General features: G+C 65.7%; 15 protein-coding genes. 6 read left to right on the top strand and 9 right to left on the bottom strand.

What is annotated here, in order from left to right; translation table 11 throughout:
* The first annotated feature begins 95 nt into the window (after positions 1 to 95).
* A complete protein-coding gene (locus tag Y882_RS06175; RefSeq protein ID WP_046971025.1) occupies positions 96 to 518 on the top strand; it encodes a low affinity iron permease family protein in 423 nt (140 codons plus the stop codon).
* Here Y882_RS06175 and Y882_RS06170 read toward each other — a convergent pair.
* Complete coding sequence (locus Y882_RS06170) at positions 515 to 1,117, bottom strand: HNH endonuclease (RefSeq protein ID WP_046971024.1); 603 nt, start codon at positions 1,115 to 1,117, stop codon at positions 515 to 517. The two genes, Y882_RS06175 and Y882_RS06170, sit on opposite strands and share 4 nt — an antisense overlap.
* 252 nt (positions 1,118 to 1,369) lie before the next feature.
* Here Y882_RS06170 and Y882_RS06165 point away from each other — a divergent pair, with 252 nt between their 5' ends.
* Complete coding sequence (locus Y882_RS06165) at positions 1,370 to 2,137, top strand: SapC family protein (protein WP_046971023.1); 768 nt, start codon at positions 1,370 to 1,372, stop codon at positions 2,135 to 2,137.
* Between the two features lie 188 nt (positions 2,138 to 2,325).
* On the top strand, positions 2,326 to 2,727 hold the full coding sequence (locus tag Y882_RS06160) for an ester cyclase (RefSeq protein ID WP_046971022.1): 402 nt from the start codon (positions 2,326 to 2,328) through the stop codon (positions 2,725 to 2,727).
* A gap of 9 nt (positions 2,728 to 2,736) precedes the next feature.
* On the opposite strand, the gene Y882_RS06155 is transcribed toward Y882_RS06160, so the two are convergent.
* The 4 genes from Y882_RS06155 to Y882_RS06140 all read right to left on the bottom strand — a co-directional run bounded on the left by Y882_RS06155 (position 2,737) and on the right by Y882_RS06140 (position 6,468).
* On the bottom strand, positions 2,737 to 3,444 hold the full coding sequence (locus tag Y882_RS06155; RefSeq protein ID WP_046971021.1) for a DUF899 family protein: 708 nt from the start codon (positions 3,442 to 3,444) through the stop codon (positions 2,737 to 2,739).
* A 57-nt stretch (positions 3,445 to 3,501) separates the two neighbouring features.
* Entirely contained in the window at positions 3,502 to 3,975 is a 474-nt protein-coding gene (locus Y882_RS06150) for a GNAT family N-acetyltransferase (protein WP_046971020.1), read from the bottom strand.
* A gap of 197 nt (positions 3,976 to 4,172) precedes the next feature.
* The gene (locus tag Y882_RS06145; protein WP_046971019.1) at positions 4,173 to 5,948 is read right to left on the bottom strand and encodes an acyl-CoA dehydrogenase C-terminal domain-containing protein; all 1,776 of its coding nucleotides are present in this window, start codon (positions 5,946 to 5,948) and stop codon (positions 4,173 to 4,175) included.
* Positions 5,949 to 5,985: 37 nt separating this feature from the next.
* Entirely contained in the window at positions 5,986 to 6,468 is a 483-nt protein-coding gene (locus Y882_RS06140; RefSeq protein ID WP_046971018.1) for a hypothetical protein, read from the bottom strand.
* Positions 6,469 to 6,652: 184 nt separating this feature from the next.
* On the opposite strand from Y882_RS06140, the gene Y882_RS06135 reads away from it, so the two are divergent.
* Positions 6,653 to 7,120: an SET domain-containing protein gene (locus tag Y882_RS06135; protein ID WP_046971017.1), complete on the top strand. Its 468-nt coding sequence runs from the start codon at positions 6,653 to 6,655 to the stop codon at positions 7,118 to 7,120.
* A 221-nt stretch (positions 7,121 to 7,341) separates the two neighbouring features.
* On the opposite strand, the gene Y882_RS06130 is transcribed toward Y882_RS06135, so the two are convergent.
* On the bottom strand, positions 7,342 to 7,845 hold the full coding sequence (locus tag Y882_RS06130; RefSeq protein WP_046971016.1) for a GreA/GreB family elongation factor: 504 nt from the start codon (positions 7,843 to 7,845) through the stop codon (positions 7,342 to 7,344).
* A 128-nt stretch (positions 7,846 to 7,973) separates the two neighbouring features.
* Complete coding sequence (gene fusA, locus Y882_RS06125; RefSeq protein ID WP_046971077.1) at positions 7,974 to 10,013, bottom strand: elongation factor G; 2,040 nt, start codon at positions 10,011 to 10,013, stop codon at positions 7,974 to 7,976.
* A gap of 421 nt (positions 10,014 to 10,434) precedes the next feature.
* Here fusA and Y882_RS06120 point away from each other — a divergent pair, with 421 nt between their 5' ends.
* Both Y882_RS06120 and Y882_RS06115 read left to right on the top strand, forming a co-directional pair.
* On the top strand, positions 10,435 to 11,358 hold the full coding sequence (locus tag Y882_RS06120; RefSeq protein ID WP_046971015.1) for a hypothetical protein: 924 nt from the start codon (positions 10,435 to 10,437) through the stop codon (positions 11,356 to 11,358).
* A 46-nt stretch (positions 11,359 to 11,404) separates the two neighbouring features.
* Positions 11,405 to 13,324: a hypothetical protein gene (locus tag Y882_RS06115; protein ID WP_046971014.1), complete on the top strand. Its 1,920-nt coding sequence runs from the start codon at positions 11,405 to 11,407 to the stop codon at positions 13,322 to 13,324.
* A gap of 72 nt (positions 13,325 to 13,396) precedes the next feature.
* On the opposite strand, the gene Y882_RS06110 is transcribed toward Y882_RS06115, so the two are convergent.
* Together Y882_RS06110 and Y882_RS06105 are read right to left on the bottom strand one after the other, a co-directional pair.
* On the bottom strand, positions 13,397 to 13,978 hold the full coding sequence (locus tag Y882_RS06110) for a DUF4136 domain-containing protein (protein WP_046971013.1): 582 nt from the start codon (positions 13,976 to 13,978) through the stop codon (positions 13,397 to 13,399).
* A 94-nt stretch (positions 13,979 to 14,072) separates the two neighbouring features.
* The gene (locus Y882_RS06105; protein WP_082120957.1) at positions 14,073 to 16,325 is read right to left on the bottom strand and encodes a patatin-like phospholipase family protein; all 2,253 of its coding nucleotides are present in this window, start codon (positions 16,323 to 16,325) and stop codon (positions 14,073 to 14,075) included.
* Between the last annotated feature and the right edge of the window lie 187 nt (positions 16,326 to 16,512).

Raw genomic sequence — 16,512 nt, 5'->3', positions numbered from 1 at the left:
GGGCAGCCGGGTGAATTCTTGCGGGCTGCGCCTCCACACGGCGCTGACACGCCAGGGGCGAGGCTCCGGCGCAGTCATTCAGCCAGGGCCTACATATGAGCGCACGCAAGGCTTTCCAGCGATTCGCCGGATCCGTTGCCCACTATTCCGGTCGCCCGGTCACCTTTGTGCTGGCGGTGCTGGTGGTGGTGGCCTGGGCCGTCACCGGGCCGATGTTCGGCTTCGGCGACACCTGGCAACTGGTCATCAATACCGGCACCACCATCGTGACTTTTCTGATGGTGTTCCTGATCCAGAACACGCAGAACCGCGATTCCACCGCCGTGCAGATCAAGCTGGACGAGTTGATCCGCAGCTCGCAGGCGCACAACGCCTTGCTCAACCTCGAAGAGCTCGACGAGCAAACCCTTGACCGCATCCGCCGCAGCTACTGCCGGCTGGCCGAGCTGGCGCGCAATGAGCTGCAGCGCATCGAGGACGAGGACGACCCGTTCGAAGCCGAAAGCGAAACGCCTTAAACCATGTGCTCGCGCCGATCGCGCGGCAGATGGTTGACCAGGAATTCCATCTGGTCGGCCAGGATGTTGCGGTTGGACAGGATCAGGTGCTCCACCCAGCTCGGGCGGTAGGGCACTGCCAACAGCGGCATATTGGCCTGCTGCGGCGTGCGGTTGCTCTTGCGCAGGTTGCAGGCCAGGCAGGCGCTGACCACGTTTTCCCAGCTGTCCTTGCCCTGCTTGGAGATCGGCAGCACGTGGTCGCGGGTCAGTTCGCCGCGGCTGTAGCGCTGGCCGCAATACATGCACAGATAGCGGTCGCGGGCGAACAGCGCGGTGTTGGTGAGCGCCGGCGAGGGATCGATGGCGTGGTCGCGGCAATGGCCGGTGCTGGCGATGATGGGATGCAGGGACAGCGTGCTCTGCAGCCCGCTGAGGCGGTTATGGCCGCCATGCACCGTCAGGCAGGGGTCGCCCAGCGTCCAGGCCACGGCGTCGCGAACATAGAGGCAAACCGCCTCCTGCCAGCTGATCCAGTCGAGAATTCTGCCGGCGGCGTCCAGCGACAGCACGCGGGTCGAATGAAGATCGACAACGCGGCCAGGTACTTCCATCAGCATGCAAAACCGTCCTTCAACCCAGGGGAATGAACGTTCGGGTGCCGCAAAGATGCTCGTATGGCGCCGAGGATAGACCAAATCCATGACAGAACACACGCAAATGGTTGTCAGGGCAGGGGAAGGCATGCCCGACGGGTGTTCTCGTGTCGGCGGAAGCGCTGATATAGTGTCCGTTCATTTGTAGACCCGAGGCCGGGTTTGGGAGGGGGAGCCTGGGTGGCGACCCCGGCACGGCTGGGGAGAGGTATCAACGTGGCTGAAGTTCTTTTCTACGAGCGTCCTGTTCCGCTCAACCGTACCGAACACAAGGATCTGCGCATCAAGCCGATCCCGAACCTCAAGTTCGCCGGCTCGGTGCACTCGGTGCCGCTGACCGGCGTGGAATTCCCCGCAGCCGCGCGCGACCTGCCGATTCTCTTCGGCGGCGTGACCGTCGAAGACGCCGGCCCGATGGCTCTGCTGGGCCTGCGCGAGAACGAGAACCTGTTCATCAACGAACAGGGTCACTGGGCGCCGAACACCTACATCCCGGCCTTCATCCGCCGCTATCCGTTCGTGCTGGCTGAAAAGCCGGTGGGCGCCGAAGGCGACGACTTCACCGTGTTCCTCGACGAAGCCTATGAAGGCTTCAACACCACCGAGGGCGAAGTCCTGTTCAAGGACGACGGCAGCGAGAGCGAAGTGCTGAACAACGCCGTGCGTTTCCTCGGCGAGTTCCAGCAGCACGTGTCGCGCACGCAGAGGTTCATGGAGCAGCTGCGCAAGCACAAGCTGCTCGAGCCGCGCAACATCCGTCTGGAGAAGGATGGCAAGTCCATCAACCTCAACGGCCTGTTCGTGGTCAATGAAGACAAGCTGCGTCAGCTCGACGAGAAGACCGCGCTGGAGTTCCTGCGTGAAGGCGTGTACGGCTGGATCTACGCGCACCTGGTGTCGCTGGGCAATATCGACCGCGTGTCGCAGCGCCTCAGCGAGCGCGAGCAGGCCGAACAGGCTGCTTCCTCCGCTCTGAAGAACTGATGTCAACGACATCACGGCGCCTGCGGGCGCCGTGATGTTGCCCGCGGCGCGCAACGCGTTGCGGCTGATTCGTACCGTCTCCCGGCATGGTCCCGCATCCTCACGCCATGCTTGCAGGGTCGGGCGATATGCTTGGCCCGAACGGGGCTGCGTGGCGCCGCCGACGCGATCCCCATGGCGGGGCAGGCATGTCCGAGCAGAACAAGCGCGTGGTGATGTCGTATGTCGACGCGTTCAATCGCGGCGACCTCGATGGCGTGTGCGCGTTGTTCGCACCCGATGCCTTGATCCATGGCGCGCTGGGCTGGGGCGGTCTGGAGATGGCACGCCCGCTGTGGGAACAGCTGATGCGCTGCTTTCAGATGAGTCTGGAAGTGGACGCCGTGGTGGCCGAAGGCGACACCGTGGTGGTGCGCTACACCGAGCGTGGGCGCTCGGTGCAATCGTTCCGCGGCGGCCCCGTCACCGGCAAGGATTACGAAGTGCTGGCGATGGAATGGTTCGTGGTGAAGGAAGGCCACATCGAACGCCGCTGGGGCGTGCGCGACACCGCCTCGATGTTTGCGCAGATGGCCTTGCCGCCGCCGTGAGCGTGGCCTTCAGCGGTCGTAGGTGAGGCTGGGCCGCCAGTCCGCGCCGCGCCCTTCCGGCAGGCAGTCGAGCAGGTTCCACAGTGGCCAGATCGCATCCACGTGACGCGGGTCCTGTCCCGGTTCCGGCGGCACGAACATCAGCTCGCTGCACCAGGTGTGGTGCACCTGGCCGTCGCGCCTGAGAAAAATATTCAGCGCAGGCATCTGCCTGCCATCGGCGCTTTCGCCGTGATAGTCGGAGTTGTACGTGTTGTGCGCGGATGACAGCAGATGCAGCTGGCGCCAGCCGCGATCGCGCGCGAAATGACGGATGCGCTGGATCGGCGATTTGGCTACCACCGCCACGTTCACGCGCTGGCGCAGATGCGGCATCTCGCCATCGAGCGCATCGAGTATCGACGAGCACGACGGGCACGGTGCCGACATGGCCGGCCCGAACATGAAGCTGTAGATCGCCAGCGTGTCCTTGCCGTCGGCAAACAGGTCGGACAGGCGCGTCTGCCGTTCGATGTCGGTATCGATCGGCGTGTCGCCTTCATCGTCGAAGGCATAGTCCACCGGCACCACGCCGCCCAGCGGCAGTGCGCGGCGCAATGCAGCGGTGGCTTCGGTTTGCCGCCGCAACTCCATTTCCGCCTTCAGCAGGCGATCGCGGGCGATCCGATAGGCGGGGCTTTCGCCAGGAAATCGAACGGTGTGCAGTGGGTCGGTCATGACTGTCTCCCGTCGTGCGGTGACCGCGGGCAAGGCGCCTGGATCGCCGACCATCGCTCAGCGCACGGGCTTGGCCAGGCGCAGCAGGTCGGCGGCGTAGCCCGCGTTTTCGTACACGGCGCGTGCGCGTTCGTTGCCGGGAAATACCGCCAGCGTCACCAGCTGGCAGCGATGCTCGCGGGCCCAGTTTTCGGCGTGGTCGAGCAGGGCGCGTCCCACCCCGCGGCCTTCGTGCTGGGCGGCCACGGCAAGATCTGAGATATGGCAGTTGCTGCGGCCGGTGAAGTAATCCTGCGTCTTCTGCAGATGGATGAAGCCGACCGCCACGCCGTCGCTGTCTTCGGCCACGAACAAAAAACTGTTGGCCGGCTGCTCATCCAGATGACGACTGAGGTCTTTGCGTATGCCTTCGATGCACTCGTGGCGGCGACGCCATGGCGGCAGGTTGAAGTCCACGAAACGGGGCACCAGGCCAAGGATGAAGTCGTCGTCGTCCTCGGCCAGACGGATCAGAAAGCTGGCGTCGCTCATGCGGGAACAACCGGCAGCGAGAGAAGATGGTTTTCTACACCCAGGGGCGCTGAGGTGGTAGTCCTGAAAATGTGAAGACGTATCCGTGCGGTGGAAGCACGTGGCTCCTATGCGCCTTGTCGCTGTCGCGCACAGGGTGCGCTCCCACAAAAAAGAAAAGGCCCCTCCGTGGTGGAGGGGCCTTTGGGTGGATCAGATCAGGCGATGGCGGGGATGGTGTCCACGCCGGCCTCGATCGCGGCCTTGTGGGTCAGGCTGCGGGGCAGAATGCGGGCGAAGTAGAAGGTCGCGTTGTCGCGCTTGGCCTGCTTGAACGCTTCCGGCTGGTTGCTGTTGGCGAGTGCGGCAGCGCCGCGTGCCGACATATAGGCCAGCGTGATGTAGCCGGAGTAATACAGGTAATCCATCGCCGCGGCGCCCAGTTCTTCCGGGTTGGCCTGCACGCGCTGGGCGAGGGCCAGGGTGAGGTCGGCCCATTCCTTGGCGTGCTTGGCGAGCGGTCCGATCAGGCTGGCCAGCGCGGCATCCTGTGCGTGCTGCTGGCAGAACGCGAGGATCTCCTGCAGGAACAGCTTGAAGCCGGTGCCCTGCAGCTGGAGGATCTTGCGGCCCAGCAGGTCGGCGGCCTGGATGCCGGTGGTGCCTTCGTACAAGGTGATGATGCGGGCATCGCGCACGAACTGTTCGACGCCGTTCTCGGCGATGTAGCCGTGGCCGCCGTACACCTGCAGCGCTTCCTTGGTGCACTCCTGCGCGAGCTCGGTGACCACGCCCTTGGCGATCGGGATCAGGAAGGCGACCAGGTCGCTGGCCTGCTTGCGCGTGGCTTCATCCGCACCGCGGGCTTCCACGTCGGTCTGCAGCGAGGTGTACAGCAGCAGCGCGCGCGAGGCTTCCACCAGCGAGCGCTGGGTCAGCAGCATGCGGCGCACATCCGGCTGCACCATCAGGTTGTCGGCGGGCTTGTCCGGGAACTTCGGGCCCGACAGCGCACGGCCCTGCAGGCGCTCGCGTGCGTAGTTGGTGCTGTTCTGCAGCGCGCGCTCGGACAGCGCCAATCCCTGCACGCCCACGCCCAGGCGTGCGGCATTCATCATGGTGAACATGGCGGCCAGACCCTTGTGCGGCGCGCCGATCAGGAAGCCCTCGGCCGCGTCGAAATTCATCACGCAGGTGGCCGAACCACGCAGGCCCATTTTGTGCTCGATGGCGCCGGCGGCGACGCTGTTGCGCTCGCCCAGCGAGCCATCGGCATTCACCTTGAACTTGGGCACGATGAACATCGAAATGCCGCGGCTGCCAGCCGGTGCATCGGGCAGGCGGGCCAGCACGAGGTGCACGATGTTCTGCGCCAGGTCATGCTCGCCGGCGCTGATGAAGATCTTGGTGCCGGTGATCTTGTAGCTGCCGTTCTCGCCGGGTTCGGCGCGGGTCTTGAGCAGACCCAGGTCGGAGCCGGCCTGGGGCTCGGTCAGGCACATGGTGCCGGTCCAGCGGCCTTCGACGATGGGCTTGAGGTAGGTGTCCTGCTGCTCTTCCGTGCCATGCATTTCCATCGCGTGGCAGGCGCCTTCGGACAGCAGCGGGTAGAGGCTCCACGCCAGGTTGCCGCCCTGGAAGATTTCGCTGGTGGCGGTGCCCATCACGTTGGGCAGTCCCTGGCCGCCGAAGCGCTCGGCCTGGATCAGGCCGGTCCAGCCGCCTTCGGCGAAGGCCTTGAAGGCTTCCTTGAAGCCCTTGGGCGTGGTCACCGTGTGGGTGGCCTTGTCGAAGTGGCAGCCTTCCTCATCGCCGCTGGCGTTGTACGGGGCCAGCACGGCTTCGCTCAGGCGACCGGCTTCCTCCAGCACGGCGTCCAGCAGATCGCGCGTGTGGCCCTCGCCACCCTCCAGCTTGGTGAGCACGGCTTCGGCGCCGAGCACGTTGAAGAGGGTGTAGCGCTGGTCGTCGAGGGGGGCCTTGTAGATCGTCATGGCAGAGTTCCTTCGTGGGTCATACAGGGCGCCGAGATCAGCGCCAGGTGTTGGGGATCCCCGGCACCGGCGACAGCCAGTCATTGCCGTGGAAACTGAAATCGCGAGCGGCTTTTTCCTGCTCGGGTTTGGCGTTCGCCGTGCCGGTCACGTTGTAGGGCACGCTGCCGGCGCTGCCTTTGACGGCGGCGGCCTTGAGCGCGGCGGTCATCTCTGGCGTGGGCAGCAGGTTGATCTGGGTGACGTCGGCGGCGAACGGGGGAATGTCCAGGTCGAACGCCGTATGCAGGCGGACGGGAACCAACTCGGCCACCTGCAGCTGGCCATCGAGCGAGGTGAAATCCATCGAGCCGTAGCTGTTGTTCTGGATGCGCAGGGTCACACGCCATTCGCCGTTGGGCTGGGTGCGCATCTCCTGGATGCTCACCGTGGGCGGAAACACGCTCTTTTTCGGCGGCCCACAGGCCACCAGACCTGCCACCAGCACCAGCACCACTACCCAGCCGAGCAGTCGTTTCATGGAAGCACCTCAAACGATTGTTTGAATCTTAGCAGGATGACCTTGCGGTCTGTCCACGGGGTCCCGCCGTCCGGGATTTATCTCAGCGCGAATGCGATCACGCCGTCGTGACCGCTAGCCAGAGGTTCCCATTGCGCAACGCAGCAGGCATCATCTCCGGCTCATCCCCCACTGCCAGTTGCTCATGACCCGACGTATCGTTGCCCGCCGCTCCCCCATCCATGGCAATGGCGTGTTTGCCGTCGCCCCGATCAAGAAGGGCGAGGAAGTCATCGAGTACAAGGGCACCCTGATGAGCCACACCGAGGCCGATGTGCTGTACGGCGACGGCGGCGAAACCGGCCACACCTTCCTGTTCACGCTCAACGACGAATGGCTGATCGACGCCAACCGCAAGGGCAATACGGCGCGCTGGATCAACCACAGCTGCGATCCGAACTGCCAGGCCGTGATCGAGGAAAACGCCAACGGCAACGCGCGCAAGGATCGCGTGCTGATCGAAGCCATCCGCAACATCAAGCCCGGCGAAGAGCTCACCTACGACTACGGCATCACCCTGGACGTGCCCCATACCGCGCGCCTGAAGAAGCTGTGGAAATGCCTGTGCGGCTCGCCCAAGTGCAGCGGGACGTTGTTGAAGGCCAAGCGCTGAGTTTGAGTCTGCGATAACCCTGTACATGTGTGGGAGCGGTATCTGTGGGAGCGCACCCTGTGCGCGACCGCAGAGTGCCGGGGTACCTCAGTCGCGGTTTTTAGCGAGGCGCTCCGGCGAATTTTTGTCGCCTCGTGCCCTCGGGCGCCTGTCGCGCACAGGGTGCGCTCCCACAGGTGAGCCCGGTGCGTTCCAGCATTGAGGATGGACGCGCAAGGCCATCATTCGTCGGTGGGATACTCGATCCGCACCACCTCGATCACTAGGTCCCCCGCCGGCCGCTGCCACGTCACCTCGTCGCCGACGCGGGCGCCCAGCAGGGCTTTGGCCAGGGGCGACACGTGACTGACCAGGCCGTGTTCCACTTCGGCCTCGTCCTCGCCCACGATGCGGTAGCGCGCCTCGCCTTCATCGCTGTCCACCGTCACCAGGGCGCCGAACGCCACGCGGTCGCGTGGCTGTTGCGCCAGGTCGATTTCGATCGCGCTGCCGACCCGCGTATTGAGCCAGCGCAGTTCGCGCTCCACCTCGGCCAGCTCGCGTTGCTGCGGCAGGGTGTCGGCGGCGGCGCGCAGCGCGTCGCGTCGTTCGCGCATGGCGACCAGCCGCGCACGCAGCTGCGCCAGTCCACGCGGTGTCACGACGTTGGGGTGTTCGCTCAGCGGGATATCCGGCAGCCGTTCGCCGACGGACTCGTCCGCATCCTTCACGAAGGAGCGGCTCATCGCATGCCTCCAGCGCCGTGTGTTTCGGCGCGCATCCATTAAACACATGCGGCGTAATTTCAGCGCCTCAAGCGAACGAAGCGCACGGACGCGACGCCGGTCGCGCCCGTTCAGGCGATGCTGTGGGATCAGTCCTCGTCCACGTGCGGCTTCCACGCCTCGGCCAGTTGTTTCTGCACCGGCGGCGGCACCGGTTCGTAGTGACTGAGATCCAGGCTGTAGCGGCCGCGGCCACCCGTCATCGCCTTCAATTCGGTCGGGTAGTCGGTGAGCTCGGCCAGCGGTGCCTGGGCCTTGATCACCAGCTCGCCGCCGCGCAGCGAATCGGTGCCCATGATGCGGGCGCGCTTGCCGGCGAGTCCGCCGGTGACGTCGCCCACGTTGGCTTCGGGTATGGCCACTTCCACGTCCACGATGGGTTCGAGCACGATGGGCCGGGCCTTGCCGATCGCATCGAGGAAGGCCTTTTTGCCGGCACTGATGAAGGCCACTTCCTTCGAGTCGACCGCGTGGTATTTGCCGTCATACACGGTGACGCGCACATCCTGGATCGGATAGCCGGCAATCGCGCCGGTTTCCAGCGCCTGACGCACACCCTTCTCGATGGCGGGGAGAAACTGCCCCGGAATCACGCCGCCCTTGATCGCATCGACGAACTCGAAGCCGGCGCCGCGATCCAGCGGCTCCACCCGAAGAAACACCTCGCCGAACTGGCCGGCGCCACCGGTTTGCTTCTTGTGGCGATGATGGCCTTCGGCACGCCCGGCGATGGTTTCGCGGTAGGCGATGCGTGGCGGGTGCGTGGTCACTTCGACGCTGTAGCGCTCCTTCATGCGCTCCAGCATCACTTTCAGATGCAGGTCCGAGAGTCCGCGCACCACGGTCTCGTTGAGTTCCTTGTGATGCTCGACGCGGAAGCAGGGATCTTCTTCGGCGAGGCGGCTGATGGCCTGCGACAGTTTCTGTTCCTGGCCCTTGTGCTTGGGCTCCAAGGCAAGCCCGAACATGGGTTGCGGAAAACGCATCGGCGCGAGGTGGATGCGGTCTTCGTCGTGCGAATCGTGCAGCACGGCGTCGAAATGGATTTCCTCGATTTTCGCCACCGCCACGATGTCGCCGGGGATCGCCTGATCGATCTCCTCGTGCGTCTTGCCGCGCAGTCGGAACAGATGTCCCACCTTGAAAGGCTTCTTGCTGTCGTCGATGAACAGCTGCGTGTCGCGCTTGACCGTGCCCTGCCAGACGCGGAACACACCGAGTTTGCCGACAAAGGGATCGTTGACGATCTTGAATACGTCGGCGATCACATGCGCCTTGGGATCGGCGTTGACGGTGATGGTTTCGTCCTCGCCGTTGAGGAAGGGCGGCGGATTGCCTTCGGCCGGATTGGGCAGCAGGCGTTCGGCCAGTTCCAGGAATTCCTTGAGACCGGCACCGGTGCGCGTGCTCACGAAGCAGATCGGGACCAGGTGACCTTCGCGCAGGCATTGCTCAAACGCGTCGTGCAATTCCTGCGGCGAGAGGTCGCCTTCACCCGCATCGAGGTAATGGCCCATCACGGTTTCGTTGACTTCCACCACCTGGTCGAGAATGCGCTGGTGCGCTTCGGCCAGTGAGGAGAAATCTGTGGCGCCGTCGCTGTGGAAAAAGCAGTCGAGCACTTTCGTGCCGCCTTCTGCAGGAAGATTCACCGGCAGGCATTGCGTGCCGAATTCCTCGCGCAGGGCATCCACCAGGGGCCCGAGCTTGGCCACGTCGCAATCGATCTTGTTGATCACCAGCACGCGCGCCAGCCCGCGTTCGCGCGCCCGCTCCATGATGCGGCGGGTACCGTATTCGATGCCGTTGGAGGCATTGACCACCACGGCCACGGTTTCCACCGCGGCGAAAGCGGACAGCGTGGGGCCGCGAAAATCGGCGTAGCCCGCCGTGTCGATCAGGTTGATATGACTCTGTCCGAACGGGATGCTCGCGATGGCGGTATCGATCGAATGGCCGCGCGCTTTTTCCTGTTCGTCGGTATCGGACTGGGTGGTGCCGCGCTCCACCGAACCTTGGTTCTGGATCACGCCGCCGGCGTGCAGCAGGGCTTCGAAGAGCGTGGTCTTGCCGGCGCCGGCATGTCCGGCGAGCGCGATGTTGCGGATGTTTTCCGTGTTGTACGACACGATGCGACCCTCCCATGGCTGGGCGCGGGTTCGTGCCGACGTGACCTGCGGCGCCGCACGAAGCCGCGCAAGCGGCTGACGATGGCGGGCCGTCATGGTCGTCCAGGCGTGCAGGACGCGGGGGCGGTCATGGCGGGTACGGCCGAGGTGGCCGTTTGCGTAGATTTTCGCCAATGGCCTTCCGGGTCAAGTTGCAGTGCGATGAACGGGCCAAACCGGGTCAAACGGGGAACCCTCGGCGCTTGCGCGGGTCAGCAGAAGTCCCCATTCCCGCCGGGCCGGACCGGACTACCGGCCGGCAGCCCCCGCAGTACAGAAGAGATTCCCCATCGAGCATACCGAGCAGGTCGAACACCATCGCTGGACGCCCCCGGGCCCGCCATCGCGCGGGCTGGCGCCCCTCGACGGACCCACACGCGCGATGCTGCATCAGCTGCGCTGGCGAAAGGCTCCGCCCAACCGCGGGCGTCGCTGGCTGGCGCTGGGCATTGTGCTGGTGCTGCACGTCCTGTTCGGCTGGCTGACCTGGCATGAGATGCAGTTGGGCAAGGCGGCTGCGCGGGCCCAGGAAGAACGCACCGGCGCCTTGCTGGTACGGCTGATTCCACGGGCGGCCACGCCGCCCGGGCCGGTCGCCCCGCCCGAGCTGCTACCCCCGCCACCCGCGGAGCCGGCGCCGCCGCCGCGACCGGTCAACACGCCGGTGGTGCACGAGGCGCCGGCGAAGAACGCCATGACCGTGAGTCTGCCGCCCGAGCCGCCGGCGCCTGCCAGCTCCAGCCCGCCGTCGCCGCGGCCGGATATCTACAACGCTGCCGGGCAGGCCACGCTGCCTGCCACCGCGAGCACGGCCGCGCCCGCGCCCGAAGGCGACTATGTGGGGCGGATGCCGCAGGGCGATGCGAAGATCATGCAGCACACCACGACGGTGCCGTACAAGGCGACCCGCTTCGAGAAGGACTGGCAGAAGGGCGGCGGCAGCTCGGTCGACGACGCGCTGAAGAAAGGCGTGGAGAAAAGCACCGTCTCGCACACCTTCCACATCGCGCCCGGCGTGCGCATCCACTGTTCGGTTTCGCTGCTGGCGCTGGGTGGCGGCTGCGGTGGCGATCCGCCGCCGCCACCGCCATCGAACGACGGCGACATGCGCATGAACATGGCGCCGGCCAGCCAGCTGGCGCCGGGTTCGCCGCCGCCCAAGACGATCAGCGTGGCCGAATGCATCGCCATCTATCGCGCCGAGAAGCCGCTGCCGCAGGGCTGTCCGGTCGACACGCCGACGCGCTCGGTCGATGCCGAAATGCAGGAACGGGCGGCGCACTCGACGACCCAGGATGGCGGTTGATCGGGGGACTACTCAGAACCTCATCACTGCCCATTACACTTCGCCCATGGACAGGGAATCCGCGGGCCGGCTGACAGTGACGCTTCCATCGCCCAAGTCGGCGGCGGACAGCGCGGGCGTCTATCGCAGGCGTCGCGCGGAACGCCCGCGCGACCGCTGGTTGCGCATCGTTGCCTTCGCCGGCGCGCTGTTCGTGCATTTGGCTTTTCTGGTCGGCATCATTCTGGGTCCCGCCTACGAGCTCGATGAGCTCAACGACGAGACGCCGCCACTAGTCGTGCGCCTGATCGAGAAGCCCAAGGAAGAGCCGCCTCCGCCGCCGCCCGTGCGCGGCACGCCGCCCAAGCAGGTGGGGCCGGTGCATCGGGGCAATGCGAGCAATGCGCCGCGTACGGCGCGCCGCAGCAGCTCGTCCACGCGCACCAACAACGATCTGTCGCCCGTACCGGTGCCGGCCTTGCAGACGCCGGTCGTCACCGACGTGCCCAGGGCCACCGCACCCAAGCCGGAAATCACCGCTGCACCTTTGCCGCCGGTGACCCTGCCCAAGCCGGCGCCTGCCGAACAGCTGCAACCGGTGCCCACCGCGCCGGAGCCGCCGCAGGTGGCGCTGGAAACGCCGGCGGTGGAGAAGCCGGTGCCGCCGAAGTTCCAGCCCGAGCCGATTCGCAAACCGCAGGTCGAAGGCAACCAGCCGGTGCAGCCGCCGGCTTCGCTTGCCCTGCCGGAGGTGCCGCCACAATCGGCGCCCGTGGTCACCCCGCCGACCGTCGCGTTGGAAAAAGCGGTGCCCGTCACCACGCCGCCGAGCATCGCGGCCGTGCCCCGACCCGAAGCTCCCGCCTCGCCGCCCGAACCGGAGCTGCAGGCCGTGCCGCTGCCGGCGCAGGCGGCGCCCACGGTGAACCTGCAGCCGCAGCCGAACCCGGTGGCGCCGGTGGTGCCCAGCGAACAACCGAAGATCGAATCCCCGGCGATCCGCGTGGCGGAAGAACCGCAGCTGGAAGCCGTGCCCTTGCCGCCCAATCCGCAGCCCTCGCTGGAACATCCGCAGGCGCCGCACCTGGACGTGGCAGCACCCAAGGCCATCGCGCTGGACAACCAGCCGTCGATCGAGCGTCCGCAGCTATCGGAAACGCCGGCAGAGGCAGCGCCGACGCAGAATGCCGCGCCGGCCTCGGCATCCAATGCATCGGCGCAGAGCGCTTCCAGCGCGCAGGCCAATACGGCCAGCAACGAATCGAGCCGTCCTTCCAATGAAAGCGGCGAGAGCAGTGCGCCCAACGCGACGCCGCAGGGCAGTCGCACGGGTACGCCGGGCCAGGCCAATGGGGTCAGCCAGTCGCCCAATGTGGCCGGCGGCAAGGGGCTCAATCTCGGCTTGCCGCCAGGCAAGGGCAACGGCACCAGCAACGGGCAAGGCGGCAAAGGGCAGGGCGAGCAGGAAGGCGCCGTGGGCAGCTATGTGCAGCTCAAGCCGCATGGCAATACCGAGATCATGTCGCACGGCACGCCCAGCATCGGCTATACGCCCACGCGCTTCGAAAAGGATTGGACGCCCGAAGGGGAAAGCTCGATCGACACGGCACTGCGCCACGCGGTGGAGAAAACCACCATGCGCCACACCTTCCACCTGCCGCGTGGCGTGCGCGTGGAATGCGTGGTGATGCCGCTGTTCCCGATGGCGCTGTTCGGTTGCGGCGATGGCGATCCGCCGCCGCAACCGGTGGACGACGTGGTCTACGACAAGATGAAATTGGCGCCGACCAATCCGCTGGTTCCGCCGGTTCCCGGGGCTGCCGCGCCTACGATGGCGACGGTGAAGCTCGACAACAGTGCCCAGTGCGCCGCGGCGCGCGTGGCCGGTGGCCCGATGCCGCCGGGTTGTCCGGTGGAAGTGACGTTGCCTGCGGGTCCTGCGCGCAGCAGCACGACCTGGGTTCCCGCGAGCGACCAGTTCCACTGATCGCTGCGTGGCGCCTGCCTGGTGACGGGTGAGTTACGGCGCCGCGCCGTCGCCCACCCATGCCTCACTTGCTCAGCGCAGGATGCCGTCGGTCTTCAGCTTGGGAATCAGCGCTTGCGCAAGCTGCGTGGTCGCCTTGGGGATATCGTTGATGCCGATGCCTTGCGTGGTGACCGTCCAGACCAATTTCTCCGAACGCGGATCCCACACGCTGGTTTCCAGCGTCACCACGTCGTACTGCTGCACGTCCGGGGTGGACGCCCACGCGCCACCGTACCAGCCATAGAAGCCGCCATACATCGGGCCGCTCGGCGTGACGCTGACCCTTTGCTCGACGCGCTGCACGCGCGTCACCAGCACGGCCTGGGCGCCGCTGGATTTGACCAGGTCGCGCAGCCCGATCGCACCGGTGGTGCCTGCCGGTATCTGCGTATAGCTGGGCGCCGCCTGGATGCCTGCGGCCTGCAACTGCTGCGAGAAGGTGTCTTCAAAGACGTGGCGCATGGTATCGCTGCGCGAGATGCCCACGACCACCACATTGGAGGCGGGCGGTCCCGGCCACGACGGATCGCGCCACTGATTGGTGATGCTGACGTTCGAACACGCGCTCAGCGCAAGGCCGGCGACGATCACGAGCAGACGCAACGCTTTCATGGCGATGGCTCCTGGAAGGCCCGCCCAGCGGGCGGGTGGCAAAGCGATTGTGCGGTGGGGTTCGTGGAGACTCCGCGATAACGGCCGCCCGCTCTCACGGCGAAGGCCGCAGCAGCGAACCGAAGGTGAGATAGACCGAATTGTGGCCGCCCTGGGCGTAGCCGTAGCCGAGGAACAGCGGCCCCAAAGGCGTCTGCACGCCCAGGAACATACTGCCCGCGTAGATCAGCGAACCGAGGTCGACCTGGCTGCGGCTCTGCCAGGCGTTGCCTGCTTCCAGGCTCGCGCCGATGTAGATCGGCGTTGAGAAGATCGCATCCATCTGGCCGGTGCGCCGATACACCACGGCGCGGCCGAGCACAGCCTGGTCGCCATGCAGCGAACGCTCGGCGAAGCCGGAAAGATTGAGGAAGCCGCCCAGGAATTGCTGCGCCTCGAAGAACCGGTCCATCTGTGCGTCATGCGAGAGCGCACTGGTTGCGCGCAATCCCAGCAGCAGGTGATAGCGGGACTGGGCCAGTCCGAAGTCGGGCACCCAGTCCGCGTTCAACTGCGCCACGTCGCCGGTCTGGTCGCCGCCCAGCCACGGCCGGTACATGTCGTAGGACAGATTGATGTGCGCGCCCTTGGACGGAAATTGCGCGTTGTCCAGGCTGTCCCAGTCCAGGCCCACCTTGGCCTGGCTGTAGTCCTGTTGCGCGTTGAAAAAGTCCGAGGGGTTGCCGATGCGCAGGTCGCCCTTGTCGCGGCCACGCGTATAGGCGGCCAGCACGCGCCAATAGGAGAACGGCGACCATCCCGTCTCGAAGCCCAGATAGCTGCGCTTGATGCGGTACTCCGCCAGCTGCCGGTTGCCGTCCTCGGTGAAGACCGGAAAGTCTTCGTTGCGCAGCAATCCATAAGGCATCACATAGGTGGAGGCGCCCTGGCCGAAGGGCTGATAGAACTCCGTGGCCACGCCGCCGATGCGACCGGCCCACAAGGTGCTGCGCCATTCGGCGCCGAGGCGATTGAGATTGGTCGCGGTGACTTCGGCGGAAATCAGATACTCGCTGCGACCGGCGAAATCATCGTTCAATTCGAAGCCGAGCTTGCCGTACAGCGGACCCCAGGGCTTGTCGCGCGGAATGATCAACAGCCCGCGATCATTGCCCTGCTGCTGCAGGCGGTAGTCGATCTGCTGGTAATTGCCGCGACCGTAGATGCTGCCGATCTGTTCTTCCAGCTTGTTCGGATCGAACGGCTGGCCGACGTCCTTGCTGAGGCGCTCGTCGACGTACTGCGCGGTATCCGTGTGCGCGGCGTCCACCTTCAGGAAGGCCACCAGGCCGGGATCGAACTGCCGTTGCCGATGTTGCGCGGTGTAGTTGGCCCATTCGTCCGGACCCACCGAAAGTGCCTTCAGCCGCGGCAGGGCTGCTTCGGCGGCAGCTCGGCCAATCGCGATGGCCTGGGCGCCACGATTGAATTCGGCGGCGCTCATCTCGCCGAGCGGCGGCGTGATCAGGATGTCGTTGCTGCCCAAGGTGGCGAGCTGCTGCCGGGTCTTGTCTTCCATCAACGCGCTCACCATCTGGTTGAGCACGGCCAGGGGATTGCTCAACTGCTCGCGCTTGGCCAGCGGCGAACCGACGTTCACCACGATCAGCTGGGTGGCGCCCATGCTGCGCGCGACATCGATGGGCACGTTGTCCATCAGGCCGCCATCGACCAGCAGCAGATCGTCGACATTGGTGGGCGCGAAGGCGCCGGGCACCGACATGCTGGAGCGGATCGACAAGGCCAGATCGCCCGAACCGAACACCACCGGCTTGCCTGCCACGATGTCCGTGGCGATCGCGCGGAAGGGTATGGGCAATTGGTCGAAGTCGTGCACGTCCCAGGTGGAAATCAGCAGGCGGCGCAGCAACAGCAACAGCTTCTGGCCCTGAACCACGCCGGCCGGGGTGATGATGTGGCCGTTCTTGTAGCCCACTTCGAAATTGAGCAGATAGCGGTAATCGGCATCCTTGCGGCGCATCGGCAGCTCGCCGCGCGCGGGGTTGTCGGAGAACAGGTCATCCCAGTCGAGCGAGGTGATGATCTCGTGCATTTCCTGCGGCGAATAACCGGCCGCATACATGCCGCCCACGATGGAGCCCATGCTGGTGCCGGAGATGCGGCAAACGGGAATGTGCTCGCGCTCGAGCACTTCGAGCACGCCGATGTGCGCCGCGCCGCGCGCGCCGCCGCCGCCAAGCACCAGGCCGATGCAACGGCCCGACACCGGCGTGGCTGCGGACTGCGCCCACACAGGCGCCGCGGCACATAGGCAGAGCAACAGAATCAACCCGACACGTCGACGCATTCCTACCCCCGAGCACGCAAACGGCGTTACCTTGAGTAGCGCCGAGTGAAGGCATCCTAGGGCAGAATTTCGGCGCGCGCGTCCGTGAAATTACTCAAATGCGCCTGTCATATGGAGCGTTTTCGTGCACGGTTTCGTCACAAAGCTTTCCGTGCCGAGCAGCTCGCGATCTCGCACGAGGCTGCTC

The organism is Dyella japonica DSM 16301 (assembly GCF_001010355.1).
Taxonomy (GTDB): Bacteria; Pseudomonadota; Gammaproteobacteria; order Xanthomonadales; family Rhodanobacteraceae; genus Dyella; species Dyella japonica.
Note: the sequence above shows the minus strand (reverse complement) of the source record. Positions and strands in the feature narration are given on the sequence as shown.